Below are 18,318 nucleotides of genomic sequence, written 5' to 3'. Positions count from 1 at the left end.
ACATGAACATTCAAAGGTTTTAAAATCGGAACTTTTATGTCTTCTTTTCGTCAAATTGAGCAGAACTTACAGGAAAACAATACACCCGCATGGGGTGCCGTATTTGTAATGTCACTCTGCTGTTCAGTATTAATTGCTTCGGAGTTCATGCCCGTCAGTTTACTCACGCCAATCTCTACAGATTTAAATATGAGTGAAGGCCAAGTCGGTCAAGCTATTGCCATTTCAGGCATTTTCGCTGTTATTACCAGTCTATCAATTAGCCGTGTTTTTAAAACATGGGACCGACGCCCTATCATGCTGTTGCTTACCCTACTCATGATTGTTTCAGGCATTATCATTACATTTGCTCATTCTGCTGTCTTATTTATGTTGGGCCGTGCAATTTTAGGTGTGGTGATTGGTGGTTTTTGGGCGATGTCGACATCAATTGTTATGCGACTCGTTCCTCCACTTTCAGTACCTAAAGCACTCGGTTTGTTAAATGGCGGAAATGCCTTAGCGACAACCATTGCTGCGCCTTTAGGCAGTTTCCTAGGCTCAATCATTGGTTGGCGTGGTGCTTTTTTCTGTATTGTGCCAATTGCGGTTTTTGCGCTTATTTGGCAATTTAAAAGTATGCCGGCTCTTCCAGCAATCTTGTCAGTTGAGAAATCTAAAAACCCTTTTGGCCTGCTTAAACGTCCCATTGTCCTGTACGTTATGTTAGGTGTTTTATTGCTCTTTATGGGGCAATTCGCACTCTTTACCTATTTACGTCCATTTTTAGAAACTGTCACTCATGTCAATGCAGCCCAACTATCTACCTTATTATTAATATTAGGTGTTACAGGCTTAGTGGGTACGTTCCTTATTAGTTTGATGCTTCACCGACATGTTTATCGTTACCTCATCATCATTCCCTTCATCATGGCAGGCATCGCGGGAGCCTTTGTGCTGGGTGGTCAGCATATATGGTTCGTTGCCATATTGATGGGTTTATGGGGATTTATTGGAACGTCGGTACCTGTTGCTTGGAATACTTGGCTGGCTCAAACATTACACCAAGATGCCGAAGTTGGCGGCGGTTTAATGGTTGCCATTATTCAGTTTGCAATTACTTTGGGAGCAACGCTAGGCGGCGTGTTATATGACACACATGGCTATACCGCGACATTTTATTTGAGCGCTATTATTTTATTGTTAGGGTCTATAACTGCTTTTCTTACATGGCGTAATGCTACTCACGCAACACATCAATAACCAATCTTAATGCAGGTGAAAGTTGTCTGCGATGTGGGTAGTACAAATGGTATCCGGGAAACTGGATACTGTACTCTTCCAAAACTTGAATCAGATTACCCTCTTTTAGATCTTCTCGAATCAAATCTTCTGGAATATAAGCAAGTCCAAATCCAGCTCTAACCGCCTCGACGATATCGTAGCTTTCATTAAATATCCATTGACCCTGAATTTTGATTTTTGTTTCTTGACCATCTTTCACAAATTCCCACGCATACACGCTGCCTTGGGTTGTTAAACGAAAGCTAATACATTGATGACTCAATAAATCTTTCGGTGTTTGTGGAATTCCATATTTTTCAAAATATGCCGGAGTTGCTATGACCACCATTTTGACATCTGGGCTTATACGTACTGCAATCATGCCATCAGCTACGCGGCTTCCGAAACGAACCCCTGCATCAAACCGCTCTGCAACAATATCGACCATTCCACTATTGGCAGTTAGTTCAACTTGTACATCTGGATACTCACCTGCAATCTTTTTAAGTTTTGGAATCAATACTTCCCGTATTGCATGACTACTGGCATTAATCCGAACCGTGCCGGCAGGTTGGTCTCGAAATGAAGTTAATAGAGATAATTCATTATCAATCTGATCGAAGCTGGCACTAATGGTTTGTTTCAACCTTTCACCTGCTGCTGTTGGTGAAACACTACGGGTGGTTCGAGTCAAAAGTAACATGCCTAATCGCTCTTCTAAACCGCGAATGGTATGGCTTAGAGCAGATTGTGAAATTCCCATTTTCCCAGCAGCCTTAGTAAAACTACCCTCGCGAGCCACCATGAGAAAGGCATAAAGATCATTATAGTTTTCTTTATTTATCATCTGCTTTATCTCTTATTCAGGGTCAATCTCATTATAGAGCATAAAACCATTCATGAATATTGCTCATAAGTCCATGTTTGTTTTTTAGACTAATTATTAAAAAGAAGATTCGTTAAAATCCATATCAAGCAGTAAACATGAAGATTTAAATAAACTGAGGCGATTATTATGAGTCATTTTTATTATTGTAAAAAATTAATAAATTCCACTCATATCTTTACGTTAAAGAATAAATAGTTTCATCGCATTTATGTGCTTGTTTCTTAAAGAAGTGAGGTAATTTGATATGGCTAATCATAAGTTTTTTAAAGGCTTAGTCAGCCTATGTGTTTTGTTCTCAGTTACTTCCGCCTCTTATGCAATAAAGCCTCAAGGTAAAAATCAACAAAGGGTATCGATGATGAAAATCCGTATTGATATTGATGGAACACAGCAACCGTTATTTGCCACATTAGCCATGACACCTACTGTTCAAGATTTTATCAAACAGCTTCCACTGACATTAACACTTAAAGATTATGACTCTACTGAAAAAATAGCCGATCTACCCGCCAAGCTAACTACGCAGAATGCGCCTCATGGTTATGCGGGCAAGGCTGGTGATCTTACCTATTATGCTCCGTGGGGCAATCTGGCTTTTTTCTATAAAGATTCTCATGTTGGCTATGCCAATGGTCTCATTTTTCTTGGGAAACTGGATGCCATTCCTCAACAATTTAAGCAGAACCAACCGATCAAAATTTCAATTTCTCAAATGAAATAAGCGTGAATTAATCTCCCCCTTTAAATGGTTTTATTGAGGTATCTATGACTACATCTCCCTTGTTTAAAAAGCTTAAAACCCATACGGCGGCTGCAATTTGTGCAGCAACTATTGGTCTATTTTCTTCAACTTCTGGTATGGCGGCCGATATGTCTAATGGTGCAAATAACTTCTATCAAAGTCAGCAAGTGACTATTCAAAAGGTGACTTTTAAAAATCAATACAATATGGATATTGTCGGCAATCTGGTTATTCCCAAAAAACTGAATAAAAAGGTTAAAGCCCCTGCGATTGTAATTGGTCATCCTATGGGTGCTGTCAAAGAACAAAGCTCTATGCTTTATGCACAAAAACTGGCTGAACAGGGTTTTGTAACCTTAGCAATTGATCAATCATTTTGGGGTGAAAGCTCGGGCCAACCAAGAAATGTGGTTGCACCAGACATTTATGCAGAAGCGTTTAGTGCCGCTGTAGATTATTTGGGAACACAATCCTTTATTGATCGTGAACATATTGGCGCCCTGGGTATTTGTGGAAGTGGAAGTTTTGTCATTAGTGCTGCAAAAATTGATCCGCGTATGAAAGCGATAGCAACTGTCAGCATGTATGATATGGGCGCAGCAAACCGCAATGGCTTACGTCACTCACAAACCCTAGAGCAAAGAAAGCAAATTATTGCAGAAGCCGCTGCACAGCGTTATGTTGAATTTAAAGGTGGTGAAACCAAATATACCAGCGGAACTACGCATGAGCTAACAGCAGATACACACCCTATTCAACGTGAATTTTACGACTTTTATCGTACTCCACGTGGAGAATATACGCCTAAAGGCTCATCGAGAGAGCTTACAACTCACCCAACGCTCACAAGTAATGTCAAATTTTTAAACTTCTATCCATTTAACGACATTGAAACGATTTCACCACGTCCGATGTTGTTTATTACAGGTGATCAGGCTCATTCAAAGGAGTTTAGTGAAGAAGCTTATAAACTCGCAGGCCAACCTAAAGAACTTTACTACGTTAAAGGTGCTGGACATGTCGATTTATATGATCGCGTCGATCTCATTCCATTTGATAAATTGAACAGTTTCTTTAAACAGAACTTGAAGTAAAAAAAGTGATAGAGGCTCGATGGGGCCTCTATTTTTTAAACTAACTTAATGAAACTCTTGTACCAAACTATTAATGTGCGCCACAGCAGCAGTCCGATTTTCAACGCAAAGTTTTCCAAACACATGCTCTAAATGCTTGTTTACCGTCCGTGGACTCAGCTCCAAAATTTCTGCAATATCTTTATTGGTTTTACCCAATAATAGCCAGTGCATGACTTCTGCTTCACGCTGAGTCAATTGTGGGCAATATTTCAAAATATCAGCCATTTCCAAAGCTGGCGTAGATGTCTTGATTTGTATCAGATATTTTTTTGCCACACTTGGTTCAGTTTCCCACGGCGTAAGCAATAAAAGCTGTAATTGTTGAGATGGCGTCGAATAAGAACAGCTGGTTAATTTTTTGGGGTCTTTTTCTTGCTCTAAGTCTGAAAACCAAGCTTTTAAACCTGCTTCAAAACCTTCTAATTCAGGCAAATATTGATTTAGTAGATCACTAGCCTTTTGGGTTTTCCACACAATTTTACCGTGAACATCTAGCGCGAGAATGGCTGTTTCCGTTGCATCAATCACCTGTTTTTGTTGTTGGAATAGTTTGGCATGTGCCAAATGTGTTTTCACTCTTGCCAGTACTTCTTCAATATTCAGTGGTTTAGTCACATAATCCACCCCACCCACCTGAAAACCACGCACTATATGTTCTGTTTCCGACAAGCCTGTCATGAAAATGACAGGAATAAACTGCGTAATTGGACTCGCTTTAAGCTGTATGCAACTTTCAAAACCATCCATATGTGGCATATTGCCATCGAGTAAAATCATATCCGGTAAACATCGGTGTGCTATTTCAATTGCACTCAACCCATCGGTTGTGACAAGCACGCGATAACCTGCCTGATCCAGACTTTCATGCAGCAAGCCTAAATTTTCCGGCACATCATCCACAATCAGAATAACAGCCTGCTCGTTGGGCGAAGCTTGCTGAAAAGAAACATGTTGCGTACTCATTGCTTATCCTGAATTAATCGTTGCGCGTGTTTTAAATCAAACTTTTGAATAGTCTGTTCAAGCTGTTCCCATAAATCATCATGCTCCGGAAAATTTTGACGACATTGCGTTAAAGTCTGTTGAATTCCCCGAATGTACCCCTGTCCAATCAAATCATTTAATTGCTGCAAGCTTTGCGGTAAATCGAGCAGATCATTATTTTCTGGTTGTGTAATTGATGTATGAACAGTGGCTTGCTCCTGCTTAAAAACGTTTAGATCAAGTGTTTGAACTTCATTATTTTCAATGGATGTCTCTGATTTGGAATCAATCCATAGTAAACCTAATTTGTCTCCAATTTTACTCAGCAACAAATTCAGGTCGATTGGTTTTAACATAAAGTCTTCACTTAAGACGGCATCTTGTGGATTTACTTCACGCTCGCCTGCATTCGCTGAAATAATTAAGATCGGCACATTGGTAATATTATTCTGACGCAATAATCGCGCAGTTTCCCAACCGCCCATCAAAGGCATATTTAAATCCATCAAAATCAGGTTAGGTTGAAAAATAGGTACTCGTCTTAAACAGTCAATGCCCGACTCGGCTTCTTCAATAATAAATCCCAAAGGTTTGAGAAAATTAGCAACTAAACCTCGGTCCACCGCTTCATTATCGACAACCAAGATTCGTTTTCGCTCGCCTTGATAACCCGTAATCTGGTTGGAGTAAACATTAGAAATTGGATGAACCACTTCTTTTGAAGGTAAGTAAAACTTAATCTTAAACTGTGACCCATGATTGAGCTGACTAGTCACAGATAGCTGGCCACCGAGTAAATCGACCAATAATTTTACAATGGGCAGTCCTAGCCCTGTTCCGGTAAATCCGCCTTGAACCACATTGCTACCTCGTTCAAACGGGTTAAAGATTCGCTCTAAATCTGCCTCGGCAATACCACAGCCCGTATCTCTAATTTCAAAATAAGCCGTTTGAAAACGGTACTCGACTTTTAAAGTAATTGTGCCACTCGTTGTAAACTTTAAAGCATTGCCCAGTAAATTGATGAGCACTTGCTCTAGGCGTTTTTTGTCGGTACGGACATAGTGCGGTAGGTTCTCTCCAATTTCATAAATAAACTGTAAATTCTTCTGTTCAAACTGTGGCTGAAACATTTGAATAATCTGTTCAATAAAATTAGGGAAATGAACATCTACTACATTTAAAGAAATTTTACCTGTTTCAATTCGTGCTAAATCTAGTAAACCATCAATCAGTGAAGTCAAATGCTGTCCACTACGGCTAATCACACCGAGCGCCATTTTGCCTTGTTCTGAAAGCTGCTCTTGTTTTTGAAGCAATTGGCTATAGCCCAAAATACTATTTAGAGGTGTTCGTAATTCGTGGCTAATTCCAATGACATAACGGCTTTTTGCGTCATTTGCCCGCTCTGCCGAAATTCTGGCATCTTGCAGGTCTTTTGAAGTGACTTCATGGGCAGCAATTTCATCAATCAATAATGCTGTTTGTTGGTGTGTCTCAATTTCGGCATTACGACGGCTTTCATCGTTTAATACGAGCCACCAAGCAGCAACGCTCATCAATAAAAATAAAATGGTGTAAATTTTAACAAATAGCGTAAATAGCTGAGGAACGGCTGCCGCATTAATGGTTTCTAAATAGGTTTTTTCTTGGATATAAACCAGACTCAAACTCACAGCCAAAACAATAGACAGCCCCAGAGTCAGTAATAAATATAAACTGACCCTGCTATTTAAACGGCTGGCCCAACGTTCTGGTAAATAGTGCCAAATGGCTTTTTTGAGTTGTACTGACCAACGTGCATCAGGTTTACATAAATCGTGACAGCGTGCTTCAAGTGAACAGCATAGAGAGCAAATCGTACCATTATAGGCTGGACAGCCTGCCATATCGGCAAGTTCATAGTCCCGTTCACATACCACACAGTTAGCAACCGAAGTCGCCTGAATTTTTTCAGGCTGACGTGCAATGTAATATTTGCCTTTAGTTAGGTAAGCAATAATAGGAACGCATAACACCGCACTCCCCAAAGCAATGAAACTCGCCAATCCTTTTGCCATGAGTCCAAAAAAGCCCAAATAACTGAGCATCGATAACACTGAAGCAATCAGTAAAGCACCCACACCTACGGGGTTAATGTCATATAAATAAGCACGGCGAAATTCAATTCCCTTTGGGCTTAAACCTAAAGGTTTACAGATAATTAAATCGGCAACAACGGCACCAATCCATGCCAAAGCGATATTGCTATATAGCCCCAAAATACGTTCAACCGCATGGCTAATCCCCATTTCCATCAAAACAATGGCGATAAAAACGTTAAAAAGAAGCCAGACAATTCGCCCCGGATGGCTATGAGTTAAACGAGCAAAAAAGTTTGACCATGCCAATGAGCCAGCGTAGGCATTGGTCATATTAATTTTAATTTGCGCCACGCAAACTAGTGCTAATGTGAGAATTAAAGCAAGTTGAGGATTTGGAATAAATTGTTGATAGGCAACCCAATACAGATAAGTTGGATTGTCTAGTTCAGAGACAGGAATAAACAGCTGAAAAGCCAACACCATCAGCAGCATGCCCATCAATACTTTTAGGAATCCAAAAATAATCCAAGATGGACCACCTAAAAAAACGGCAAAACGCCATGCGGTTCTGTTTTTTTCTTGTTGCGGCAAAAAGCGTAGATAGTCGGCTTGCTCACCAATTTGGATCACAAATGAAAAAATAAGAGTGCACGCCGCACCAAAGTAATACAAATTAAAATCGGTCGAGTTTGAAACCGCCCCAACAAAATGCAGGCTACTACTTAAAATTTGTGGCTGTTTCCAAAGTACAAAAAACCACGGTAATAACAGTAATAAGAGCCAGATTGGTTGTGTGATCGCCTGAACTTTATTAATAAAACCAATGCCTTTGACCACTAAAGGCAAAATTACTAAGGCAGAAATTAAGTAACCAATAACTTGTGGAATGCCTAAAGCTAGCTCAAGTGCCATCGCCATAATTGCGGCTTCAAACGCAAGCAAAATAAAGGTAAAGCTGGCATAAATTAGAGATGTAATGGTCGAGCCAATGTAGCCAAAACCTGCACCACGAGTAAGCAAATCGACGTCTACATTATATTTTGCGGCGTAGTAACTAATCGGCCAACTGGTTAAAAATATGATGGTACATACGACAATTGCTGCCCATACTGCATTGCTAAAGCCATATTGCCAAAGCATGGTCGCCCCAATGGCTTCCATAGCCAAAAAGCTAACGGTCGAAATTGCGGTGTTGGTCACCGTCCAAGGTGACCATTTTCTTACTGAGGTAGGCGCATAGCGGAGCGCATAATCTTCGATACTTTCATCTGCCACCCAAATATTATATTCACGGCGTGTTTTGATCACACGTTGTGGCGCTTGTTGGGGGCGTGAAGAATCTGGCATAACACTCATGTTTTGGATGGGGCTGCATTAAACCCAGCAATCCTTATGCCAAAAGTTATTTATCATGGCGATTTTCTCGAATACGCACATATACGCAAAATAACGTATTTTCAATTTTTCCCAAAAATCACACACTCAAAACCATCAAAAAACAATGATCAATATTTGTGTTGATTGACCGAAAATGATTGGGAGATTGATGTTATGAGTGTATCTGAACATCCAAATCTGGACACTGTGCAAGGTGGTACAGATTCACAAAAAGCAGTGAATGAAACCTTAGAAGATTATACTTTACGTTATGCTCCACACAGCTTTCGGCGCTGGAGTCCCAAAGTTGTCGCTATTACTGCACTTGGTGGCATTGCCTATCTTGCTGACTTTTCTATTGGTGCCAGTATTGGTATGTCTTACGGAACAACCAATGCTGTTTTCTCCATTTTATTTGCAGCGATTATTATCTTCTTAACTGGCATTCCTTTAGCCTACTACGCAGCGCGCTATAACATCGACCTTGATTTGATTACTCGTGGCGCTGGTTTCGGTTACATCGGTTCGGTTCTTACCAGTATCATTTTCGCCAGTTTCACATTTATTTTCTTTGCCCTTGAAGGTTCAATCATGGCGCAAGGGTTATTGCTCGGTTTAGGCATTCCGCTTTGGGCTGGTTACCTCATCTCAACCATTATGGTGATTCCATTGGTGATTTACGGTATGAAAGCCTTGAGTAAATTACAAGTTTGGACTACCCCACTTTGGCTTATTCTGATGATTGGTCCTGTGGCCTACCTGATTTATCAAGAACCAACCTTAGTTAGCCAATTTGCTACTTTTACAGGTAAAGAAGGTTTTGCAACCGTAGACATGGCCGCGATTATGCTTGGTGCAGGTATTTGTTTATCGCTCATCATGCAAATTGGTGAGCAAATTGATTACTTGCGTTTCATGCCTGCGAAAACAAAAGAAAATAGCAAAGCATGGTGGGCAGCCGTTATTTCAGCAGGTCCGGGTTGGGTAATTTTAGGGGCAATCAAACAAATTATTGGGGCATTTTTAGGGTTCTATTTACTCACAAAAATACCGGGCGTAAACAGCACTGAACCTGTTCAACAGTTTAATGCAGCATTTCATGACATGCTTCCGGGTTGGGCTGCTTTGACACTCGCAGTGATTTTGGTGGTTATTTCTCAAATTAAAATTAATGTGACCAATGCTTACTCTGGTTCCCTTGCATGGACAAGTGCCTACACACGTATTAGCAAACATTATCCGGGTCGTATTGTGTTTGTGATGGTGAACTTGGCAATTGCACTTGCTTTAATGGAAGGCAACATGTTTGCGGTACTGGGTAAAATCTTAGGGTTCTATTCAAACTTTGCAATTGCATGGGTGGTAGTGGTTGCAACAGACATTTCAATCAACAAATATGTTTTAAAACTTTCACCGAAAGAACCAGAATATCGCCGTGACATGCTCTACAACGTAAACCCTGTCGGTATGGTTGCGTTCCTTGTATCAGCAGGCTTATCAATTGCAGCGTTCTTCGGCTTACTCGGTAGTTTCTTGGCACCTTACTCTCCGCTTATCGCACTGGTACTTGCTTTTGTATTAACTCCAGTCATGGGTTTATTAACCAAAGGAAAATACTATATCAAGTCACACGATGACGGTATTAAAGAACCACGTTACGATGTTGAAGGTACACCAGTTGCAACGGTTTACCACTGCCGCGTATGTGAGCAAGGTTACGAGCGCCCAGATATTATGTTCTCTCACAAACATAACGGCACGATCTGTTCTTTATGTAAAACACTCGATGCTTAACTCCCTTACCAACTAAAAAAGAAGCTTTAAAGCTTCTTTTTTATATCTGCTGATTCTTAGCCAATCGGAAATAAACGTTCAGGCACTACATCTTTCATCACAATGGTTGAGATGAGTCGTTGCACACTTGGAATAGCAGATAATTTTTCATCATACAAACGCTGAAAAGCCGGTAAATCTTTAGCGACTACATGCAACAAGTAATCTGGCTCACCAAACAAACGCTGCGCTTGAATAATTTGCGGGATGTCTATCACGGCATTTTCAAACTTTTCGACTGCCTGTTTATCACCCTCTTTAAGCGTAATAAAAACAATCGCTGAAAATTCAAATCCCACTAAGTTTGGGTCGAGTTCTGCCCGATAGCCTTTGATGGCTCCCGACTCTTCTAAAGCCTTCACTCGTCTATGACAAGGTGAAATGCTCAAGCCTACTTTTTCTGCCAATTCAGTAATAGATAATCGGCCATTTAATTGCAATTCAGCAAGAATCTTTTTATCTGTGCGATCCATTTAGAAAAATTTACCCCAAATGAGTGTGATATGAGCAAACATTTAAAAGCACATTCTAAATACATGAGCATATTATTTTCAACAAGCTCGAATAAATAGGGATTTTTTCTAAACCGCGAGCGAAACCTTTGAATAATAGTTTGCCGAGATAAGCATATGGCTTTTAACATTTTTATTGCATTTTGGAGTGTCTCCATTCTTTTTATTATTACTCCAGGGGCAGACTGGGCCTATGCCATTTCGGCAGGAATTAAGGGCAAAGTCGTCGTACCCGCTGTTGCAGGTATGCTATTTGGGCACTTTATTACGATTTTATTGGTAGCGGCTGGTGTTGGGTTGCTTGTAGCAAATAATCCAACTGCACTCATGATCCTAACCATTGCAGGTTCTGCTTATTTGTTATGGATGGGAATAAACCTATTACTTACCCCTCCTACTCCGAATGAGTCTAGTTCTGAAAAGGCTCAGTCATGGTTGAGCTGGGCAACTAAAGGCGTTTATGTAAGTGGATTAAACCCGAAGGTTTTTTTACTCTTTTTAGCGCTGCTTCCTCAGTTTATTGACACTACTGCTTCATGGTCAGTGACAACACAAATTCTTGCCTTTGGTGTTGTTCACATGATTAGCTGCGCGATAATTTACTTAATGGTGGGTTATGGTTCAGAGGCTATTTTGAAAACCAGACCACAAGCAGCACAGTTAGTCGGCCGTTTTTCAGGTGGTTTGATGGTCGTTATCGCAACGTGCTTATTGATTGGGCAAATTTAAAAATCATTCAACGAAAAGTTACTGACTCACTTTTCGGGTCAGTAACTTAAATAATAAATATAAGAAAAAAATTTATCTCATTCGTTTGAGGTTATACGTCACAACTCCCCAAATCACCAGTTCTTGCCCCTCTTCAATATAAATATTTTGATAATCAGGATTTTCTGCTTTTAGCCACACTTTAGGGGGCTGAAATTGACTATCAATCATTAAGCGCTTAACGGTGAAATCATTGTCGATGAGTGCAATGACAATATCACCCGATTTAGCGGGAATACTACGATCCACAATAAGCGGATCATTAATATCAATTCCAGCATCTAACATGGACAAAGAGTTGGCTTTGACAATAAACGTGGCATTTTCATTTCTAATTAAATATTCATTTAAATCGAGTGCTTGCTCAATATCATCTTGTGCAGGTGAAGGGAAACCTGCCGCAACACGTTCCGTTGCCAAAGGAATGTGGTAAATTTTATCGTTATTCGGATAGACCTGTTGGACATTAAGTTTTGAGTTAAAGTCGGTTAAATTGTTGGTTTTGACATTATTCAGTAACCAATTTTTGATAAAGTTAACTTGAGACTCGGGAACACGAATGACTTTGGTGGGTTCATTGAACTGTGCTTTACGTCCGGCATTTTCTCGTACACCGCCATGCTCGAACTCTTTTTTCTTTGGCATATTGCCCCCTTTCCACTGTTCAAATCCTACACAAACAATGTAACTTGAAAAAGTTACATTTTCAAGTTGACGAAATATTTTTTTTGCATAACAATAAATCTCATGATCAGATTTTAATCCATTTTGTTTTTAACAGGGATGTTTTGAGCGAAATGGCAATTTGAAGAAAATCAAAACCTATTTTGAAATAGTCTTTATCGCTGACTGTTTTTGATTTTTATCAAATGAGATTCTGAACACTTAACATTCTGGTTAAATTCAGTTTTTGGTATGGAGACATGCGAAATGAAAAATCAACGTGATGCGGTTTTAGGTTATGCAAATGAGCAACATGCTTATTATATCCGCCTCATTGAAAATGATGCGGTTTTAGGTGAAAGCTATGGATTATTCTGTGAAAATCCAGATAGTGAAGCAGCCGAAAGTATTATGACGACACTATTTTTAAAAAAATCTTTTTGGTTAAACGGTTCTGAGTACATTGATATTGTAAAAGGACTACAACTACTCCCACAGTAAAGTAAATAAATTTAAAAAAGAAGGAGGCAAAAGCCTCCTTCTTTTTTAAAACATTATGCTTAAGACGTAAAACGTCCAGAAGCATCACGTTTTTGATTACGAGAGTTTTGTCCACGACCATCATAATCATCGTCATCACGGCTACGGCCACGACCTCGACCACCTGAACGGCTACCGCGATCGTCATCATCATCGTCATCATGGCTGCGACCTCGGCCTCGACCACCTGAGCGGCTACCGCGATCGTCATCATCATCGTCATCGCGGCTACGGCCACGACCTCGACCACCTGAACGGCTACCGCGATCGTCATCATCATCGTCATCATGGCTGCGACCTCGGCCTCGACCACCTGAGCGGCTACCGCGATCGTCATCATCATCGTCATCATCATCGTCATCGCGGCTACGACCTCGGCCTCGGCCACCTGAACGGCTACCGCGATCGTCATCATCATCGTCATCACGACTGCGGCCACGACCTCGTCCGCTAGAACGGCTGCCGCGATCGTCATCATCATCGTCATCACGACTGCGGCTACGGCCTCGACCACCTGAACGGCTGCCGCGATCGTCATCATCATCGTCGTCACGACTGCGGCTACGGCCTCGACCACCTGAGCGGCTGCCACGATCGTCATCATCATCGTCATCACGGCTGCGACCTCGGCCTCGTCCACCTGAACGGCTACCGCGATCGTCATCATCATCGTCCTCACGACTGCGGCCACGGCCTCGACCACCTGAACGGCTACCGCGATCGTCATCATCATCGTCATCACGGCTGCGACCTCGGCCTCGTCCACCTGAACGGCTACCGCGATCGTCATCATCATCGTCCTCACGACTGCGGCCACGGCCTCGACCACCTGAACGGCTACCGCGATCGTCATCATCATCGTCGTCATCACGACTGCGGCCACGGCCTCGACCACCTGAACGGCTGCCGCGATCATCATCATCATCGTCGTCATCACGGCTGCGACCTCGGCCTCGTCCACCTGAACGGTTGCCGCGATCGTCATCATCATCGTCGTCATCACGACTGCGGCCACGGCCTCGACCACCTGAACGGCTGCCGCGATCGTCATCATCATCATCGTCATCACGACTACGGCCTCGACCGCCTGAACGGCTACCGCGATCGTCATCATCATCGTCGTCATCACGGCTACGACCGCGACCACCATTTTTATGGCTTAAGGCACCCGCTTCACGAGCTTCCTCAGATGTAAATTCATGTGCATTACCGCTTGCATGCGCAGCTCGACCAGCTTCACGAGCTTCTTCAGAAGTAAATTCATGCGCATTACCACTGGCATGGGCAGCTCGCCCACCTTTGCTTGCTATTTCTTTAACTCTTTCAGGATCCATACTTGCAAATCCACGATTTGAAGTACCTGTTCTATTGTTATCATCATCTTCATATCTAGTATTAGCCATAGTTATATCTTCCTATATTTAATTATAGTCACTACCGCTTTTGGTTAACGGATTTAATTAAGATAGAAGATCTATAATATTTTCCTACCGATGCTGTGTATCAATCAATTTAAATGTATATAAAATGAAAGCGTAAAAATTTTATAACTTCATTATTTAAATAAGAATTTATACATTTTACTTTTCTTCATATTTTACTCTTTAAATAATTAGATCACTTATTATTACTTAACTGAACATTACAATATATTTTTACAAACAGATTTAAAATATTTATACAAACAACAAAACAACCCACCTATAAACAAAAAGTAAAATAATGAAACATACCTAATTAAATAAACACAGATAAAAACACTTATTTTCAATAAAAAACAATAATATATATCATTACATTTTTAAATTAAATTTACTTGAGAGATTAATATTAATATTTAAAACTGATTTTATTAAGACAATTTGAGTAGTTTAGCCATGCAATTAAAAGATCAAGAGTCAACACTACAATACATCCATATTTCTATTCCAGAAATTCTATTAGGTCATATTAAGTCTAAGAATTCATGGCAAAATTATGATCAAGAATGGAGTTATAGATTAGATCCCCCACATGCAAGCCATCCCTTCCAAAGAGACTTATACATTATTAAATCAAAAGATATGAAACAAGAAGATATAAAATTATTGCTCGACAATATAGTGCATCAAGATAATAAAGCTCCACAGAATATAGAGGGAGCAAAAAAAGTTATTCAGGAAATATTAGATTTATCTAACAATATACCAATAGAAAATTGGTTAGACGACACAGGTAACCGCTCTATTATTGAGAGTATGATTGATAAAAATAAAATCAAATTAATGGATATTATGTAATTCTAAATTTAAAATATTTTTTTACATCCTTATATATAAAATAACAAAGAAAACTTATTAAAAAATTCATTTTACTTATATTTACAAAACAACAGTTCACCCTAGGAAAATTAGATATTCATACAGAGGTATTTAAAACATGGAAAACTCAACAAATCAGTATCCGACTTCTGCTCCAGCACAAGTTCAATCTCATCAACCAGGCGATCAGGAAAAAATGCATCCTGAACCAGAGATTATAAAAAGCTCCCATAAAGGTAGCGAGAAGTTAAAAGGTAAAGTTGCAGTTATTAGTGGTGGTGATAGTGGGATAGGCCGTTCTGTCGCTGTATTGTTTGCCCGTGAAGGTGCCGATATTGCCATCCTTTATCTTGAAGAAGATGAGGATGCCGAAATCACTAAACAACTCGTTGAAAGAGAAGGACAACATTGTCTTTTATTAAAAGGTGATATTTCTGACCCAGATGTTGCAAAACTCGATATTGATAAAGTTCTACAACAGTACGGCAAAATTAATATTTTAGTGAATAATGCCGGTGTGCAATATCAACAAAAGGAAATTGAAAGTATTAGTAATGAGCAGTTAGAAAAGACATTTAAAACTAATATCTTTCCAATGTTTTATCTTACTAAAGAAGCTATTCCTTATATGGAAGAAGGCGACAGTATTATTAACACGACCAGTATTACCAGCTATCAAGGTCATGATGAGCTGATCGATTACGCAAGTACTAAAGGTGCTATTACTACTTTTACGCGCAGCTTATCGAACAATTTAATGAAACAGAAAAAAGGTATACGCGTAAATGGTGTAGCACCCGGCCCTATCTGGACACCTTTAATTCCAAGTAGTTTTGATGCAGAAACCGTTGCAGAATTTGGTAAAGATACGCCAATGGGAAGAATGGGACAACCAAGTGAAGTTGCACCTGCTTATCTTTTCCTTGCTTCAGATGATGCAAGTTATATTACAGGTCAGGTGATTCATGTAAACGGCGGTCAAATCGTAAATGGTTAATCCCTAAGATATAAAAAAGCCCTGAAAGATAAATCTTTCAGGGCTTTTTTTATTTGTTAAGCTGGTATGTGAGCAGCTATCTGTTCTCGTGACCAAACACGATGAGTCATAATCAAGTTTTTGAATTTTTCAGCAATTTGCTGGAATTCATCTTCAACTAGTGTACCTTCATCGGCGACTAAACCTAGCGGTTCAAGTAAATCAGATTTATTTCCTAAAAATGCAATTGGCTTTAAATGTTTATAAGCTTCGAGTACATAGTGGCGCGCTACGCCATCTTGCAGCACGGCATTTAAGTTATCGCCATCAGGAATGATTACCGCGTCATAAGCAATTGACGGTTCAGCCATTTGCATACCATCAGCCACAATAATATTGTCTTTATGGTCTTTTACTGGAGCCAAGCTCGGCGCTAGTAAATGAACAACCGCACCTTCTTTAATCGCCCAATTTTTAATAGCTTCAAGTGTATCTGACTTCACAAGGTTATGAATAAGCACAGCAACTTTTCGGCCTTGAATATCTTCTGGTGGGAAAGCCAAGAAAGATAATTTAGCCGATTTTTCAACTGCGGTTTTCTTATAATCTAGAGTCAAATCAGGAACTTCAATTCCTAAATTAGCGCCTACTTGTCGAGCTAAGTCGAGATCAATATTTGCCAAAATTTGTTGAACTTGGCGCTCACGGATGTGTTTTCTTTGCACTTTACTTAATTCAAAAGTATAGGCATCGACCACATGCTTTTGCTCATGAGGCGCAAGGCTCTTGTAGTAAAGGCGCGGTTGTGAAAAATGATCGGAAAAGGTTTCACTTCTTTGACGAAGTTTGTGACCACTAATTTGTTCAGGATAGCTTTCAAAACCACCATTTGAAGCAGCAGGTGGTGTTTCTGCTGGCCAATCATTATCAATTGAGTTTGGTTGATAGGAAGCCTGTCCTTTGTGAATCGTATGTTGGTGGATACCATCACGTTGATTGTTGTGGAATGGGCATACCGGTTTATTAATTGGAATTTGATGGAAGTTCGGTCCACCCAAACGACTTAACTGCGTATCGGTGTACGAAAATAGGCGTGCTTGTAGAAGTGGGTCATTTGTGAAATCGATTCCTGGCACAATGTGTCCCGGACAAAAAGCCACCTGCTCTGTTTCCGCAAAGAAATTATCTACATTTCTATTTAAAACAAATCGGCCAATTGGAGTCACTGGAACCAACTCTTCAGGAATAATTTTTGTTGGATCTAACAAATCGAAGTCAAAGTTCATTTCATCTTCTTCTTCGACAATTTGTACACCCAATTCCCATTCAGGATAAACTCCATTCTCAATCGCTTCATAAAGGTCTCGACGATGGAAATCTGGATCTTTACCTGCAAGTTTTTGAGCCTCATCCCATACTAAAGCACTTAAACCTTGTTTAGGGGTCCAGTGGAATTTCACAAAATGAGATTTTCCTTGGGCATTAATAAGACGGAATGTATGAACACCAAAACCTTGAATTGAGCGTAGATTACGTGGAATAGCACGGTCTGACATTGCCCAAATTACTGCATGAGCTGACTCAGGTACTAAAGATACAAAATCCCAGAAAGTATCATGGGCAGTTGCTCCTGTTGGCATTTCTGTATCTGGTTCAGGTTTTACCGCATGAACGAAGTCTGGAAATTTAATACCATCTTGCACAAAAAATACTGGTGCATTATTGCCGACTAAATCGAAATTACCTTCTTGGGTATAAAATTTAATCGCAAAACCACGAATATCACGAACGGTATCAGCAGAGCCACGTGGTCCCTGCACTGTTGAGAAACGTACAAAAATTGGTGTTTGAATGCTTGGATCAGTTAAAAATCCTGCTTTTGTTAAGCGCTCATTACCTTCATAAGCTTGAAAGTAACCGTGCGCACCTACACCGCGTGCATGAACAATACGTTCAGGAATACGCTCATGGTCAAAATGAGTAATCTTCTCTCTTAAAATAAAGTCTTCTAATAGCGTTGAACCACGAATGCCCGCTCTTAAGCTATTCTCATTATCCGCTATTTTAACACCTTGGTTTGTAGTTAATGCTTCATTGGTTGCATCGTCTCTGACTGAGTCTAATTGTTCAGTTTTTTGGGTAGTATTGGCTTTATTTGCAGCGTCAGCACCAGCCATTTCACTTGTTTTATTTGTTGATTTAACATTATCAGTCATGTTCATTACCTATGTTTTTAAAGTTAAACGTGGGG

At 40.2% G+C, this 18,318-nt stretch carries 15 protein-coding genes; 8 read left to right on the top strand and 7 right to left on the bottom strand.

The genetic code is table 11. The features are described 5' to 3' along the window. The first annotated feature begins 36 nt into the window (after window positions 1-36). Complete coding sequence (locus ACS125_RS11580; protein WP_443272238.1) at window positions 37-1,242, top strand: MFS transporter; 1,206 nt, start codon at window positions 37-39, stop codon at window positions 1,240-1,242. Here ACS125_RS11580 and ACS125_RS11575 read toward each other — a convergent pair. After that, the gene (locus ACS125_RS11575) at window positions 1,220-2,110 is read right to left on the bottom strand and encodes a LysR family transcriptional regulator (RefSeq protein WP_443272236.1); all 891 of its coding nucleotides are present in this window, start codon (window positions 2,108-2,110) and stop codon (window positions 1,220-1,222) included. The genes ACS125_RS11580 and ACS125_RS11575 overlap by 23 nt on opposite strands. 286 nt (window positions 2,111-2,396) lie before the next feature. On the opposite strand from ACS125_RS11575, the gene ACS125_RS11570 reads away from it, so the two are divergent. Then, complete coding sequence (locus ACS125_RS11570) at window positions 2,397-2,873, top strand: cyclophilin-like fold protein (RefSeq protein WP_174727050.1); 477 nt, start codon at window positions 2,397-2,399, stop codon at window positions 2,871-2,873. A 44-nt stretch (window positions 2,874-2,917) separates the two neighbouring features. Further along, on the top strand, window positions 2,918-3,988 hold the full coding sequence (locus ACS125_RS11565; RefSeq protein WP_174738748.1) for an alpha/beta hydrolase: 1,071 nt from the start codon (window positions 2,918-2,920) through the stop codon (window positions 3,986-3,988). 45 nt (window positions 3,989-4,033) lie between these two features. On the opposite strand, the gene ACS125_RS11560 is transcribed toward ACS125_RS11565, so the two are convergent. Continuing rightward, window positions 4,034-4,993, bottom strand: a complete 960-nt coding sequence (locus ACS125_RS11560; RefSeq protein WP_443272233.1) for a response regulator — start codon at window positions 4,991-4,993, stop codon at window positions 4,034-4,036. Then, window positions 4,990-8,454, bottom strand: a complete 3,465-nt coding sequence (locus ACS125_RS11555) for a hybrid sensor histidine kinase/response regulator (RefSeq protein WP_443272230.1) — start codon at window positions 8,452-8,454, stop codon at window positions 4,990-4,992. Before ACS125_RS11555 ends, ACS125_RS11560 begins: the two co-directional genes overlap by 4 nt. 195 nt (window positions 8,455-8,649) lie before the next feature. Between ACS125_RS11555 and ACS125_RS11550 the strand changes: the two genes are divergently transcribed. Then, window positions 8,650-10,269, top strand: coding sequence for a purine-cytosine permease family protein (locus ACS125_RS11550; RefSeq protein ID WP_443272228.1), 1,620 nt, complete (start codon window positions 8,650-8,652; stop codon window positions 10,267-10,269). A gap of 56 nt (window positions 10,270-10,325) precedes the next feature. Here ACS125_RS11550 and ACS125_RS11545 read toward each other — a convergent pair whose 3' ends face one another. After that, the gene (locus ACS125_RS11545; RefSeq protein ID WP_000376211.1) at window positions 10,326-10,781 is read right to left on the bottom strand and encodes an Lrp/AsnC family transcriptional regulator; all 456 of its coding nucleotides are present in this window, start codon (window positions 10,779-10,781) and stop codon (window positions 10,326-10,328) included. A gap of 156 nt (window positions 10,782-10,937) precedes the next feature. Between ACS125_RS11545 and ACS125_RS11540 the strand changes: the two genes are divergently transcribed. After that, the gene (locus ACS125_RS11540; RefSeq protein WP_174727035.1) at window positions 10,938-11,549 is read left to right on the top strand and encodes a LysE family translocator; all 612 of its coding nucleotides are present in this window, start codon (window positions 10,938-10,940) and stop codon (window positions 11,547-11,549) included. 72 nt (window positions 11,550-11,621) lie between these two features. On the opposite strand, the gene ACS125_RS11535 is transcribed toward ACS125_RS11540, so the two are convergent. Further along, entirely contained in the window at window positions 11,622-12,233 is a 612-nt protein-coding gene (locus ACS125_RS11535; RefSeq protein WP_004793030.1) for a LexA family protein, read from the bottom strand. Window positions 12,234-12,518: 285 nt separating this feature from the next. Here ACS125_RS11535 and ACS125_RS11530 point away from each other — a divergent pair, with 285 nt between their 5' ends. Continuing rightward, window positions 12,519-12,752, top strand: a complete 234-nt coding sequence (locus ACS125_RS11530) for a hypothetical protein (protein ID WP_004793031.1) — start codon at window positions 12,519-12,521, stop codon at window positions 12,750-12,752. A 59-nt stretch (window positions 12,753-12,811) separates the two neighbouring features. Here the strand turns inward: ACS125_RS11530 and ACS125_RS11525 are convergent, their stop codons facing one another. Next, window positions 12,812-14,194, bottom strand: coding sequence for a KGG domain-containing protein (locus ACS125_RS11525; RefSeq protein ID WP_443272225.1), 1,383 nt, complete (start codon window positions 14,192-14,194; stop codon window positions 12,812-12,814). 474 nt (window positions 14,195-14,668) lie between these two features. Between ACS125_RS11525 and ACS125_RS11520 the strand changes: the two genes are divergently transcribed. Continuing rightward, window positions 14,669-15,070 (top strand): DUF6367 family protein, encoded by a 402-nt coding sequence (locus ACS125_RS11520; protein WP_151962584.1) that lies wholly within the window; start codon window positions 14,669-14,671, stop codon window positions 15,068-15,070. Window positions 15,071-15,209: 139 nt separating this feature from the next. Beyond that, a complete protein-coding gene (locus ACS125_RS11515; RefSeq protein WP_004793039.1) occupies window positions 15,210-16,088 on the top strand; it encodes an SDR family oxidoreductase in 879 nt (292 codons plus the stop codon). 56 nt (window positions 16,089-16,144) lie between these two features. Here the strand turns inward: ACS125_RS11515 and katE are convergent, their stop codons facing one another. After that, entirely contained in the window at window positions 16,145-18,289 is a 2,145-nt protein-coding gene (gene katE, locus ACS125_RS11510; protein WP_443272222.1) for a catalase HPII, read from the bottom strand. Window positions 18,290-18,318 lie beyond the last annotated feature (29 nt).

It is taken from the genome of Acinetobacter sp. PFS20 (assembly GCF_052261015.1).
Taxonomy (GTDB): domain Bacteria; phylum Pseudomonadota; class Gammaproteobacteria; order Pseudomonadales; family Moraxellaceae; genus Acinetobacter.
This window is presented reverse-complemented; position numbering and strand designations above follow the sequence as displayed.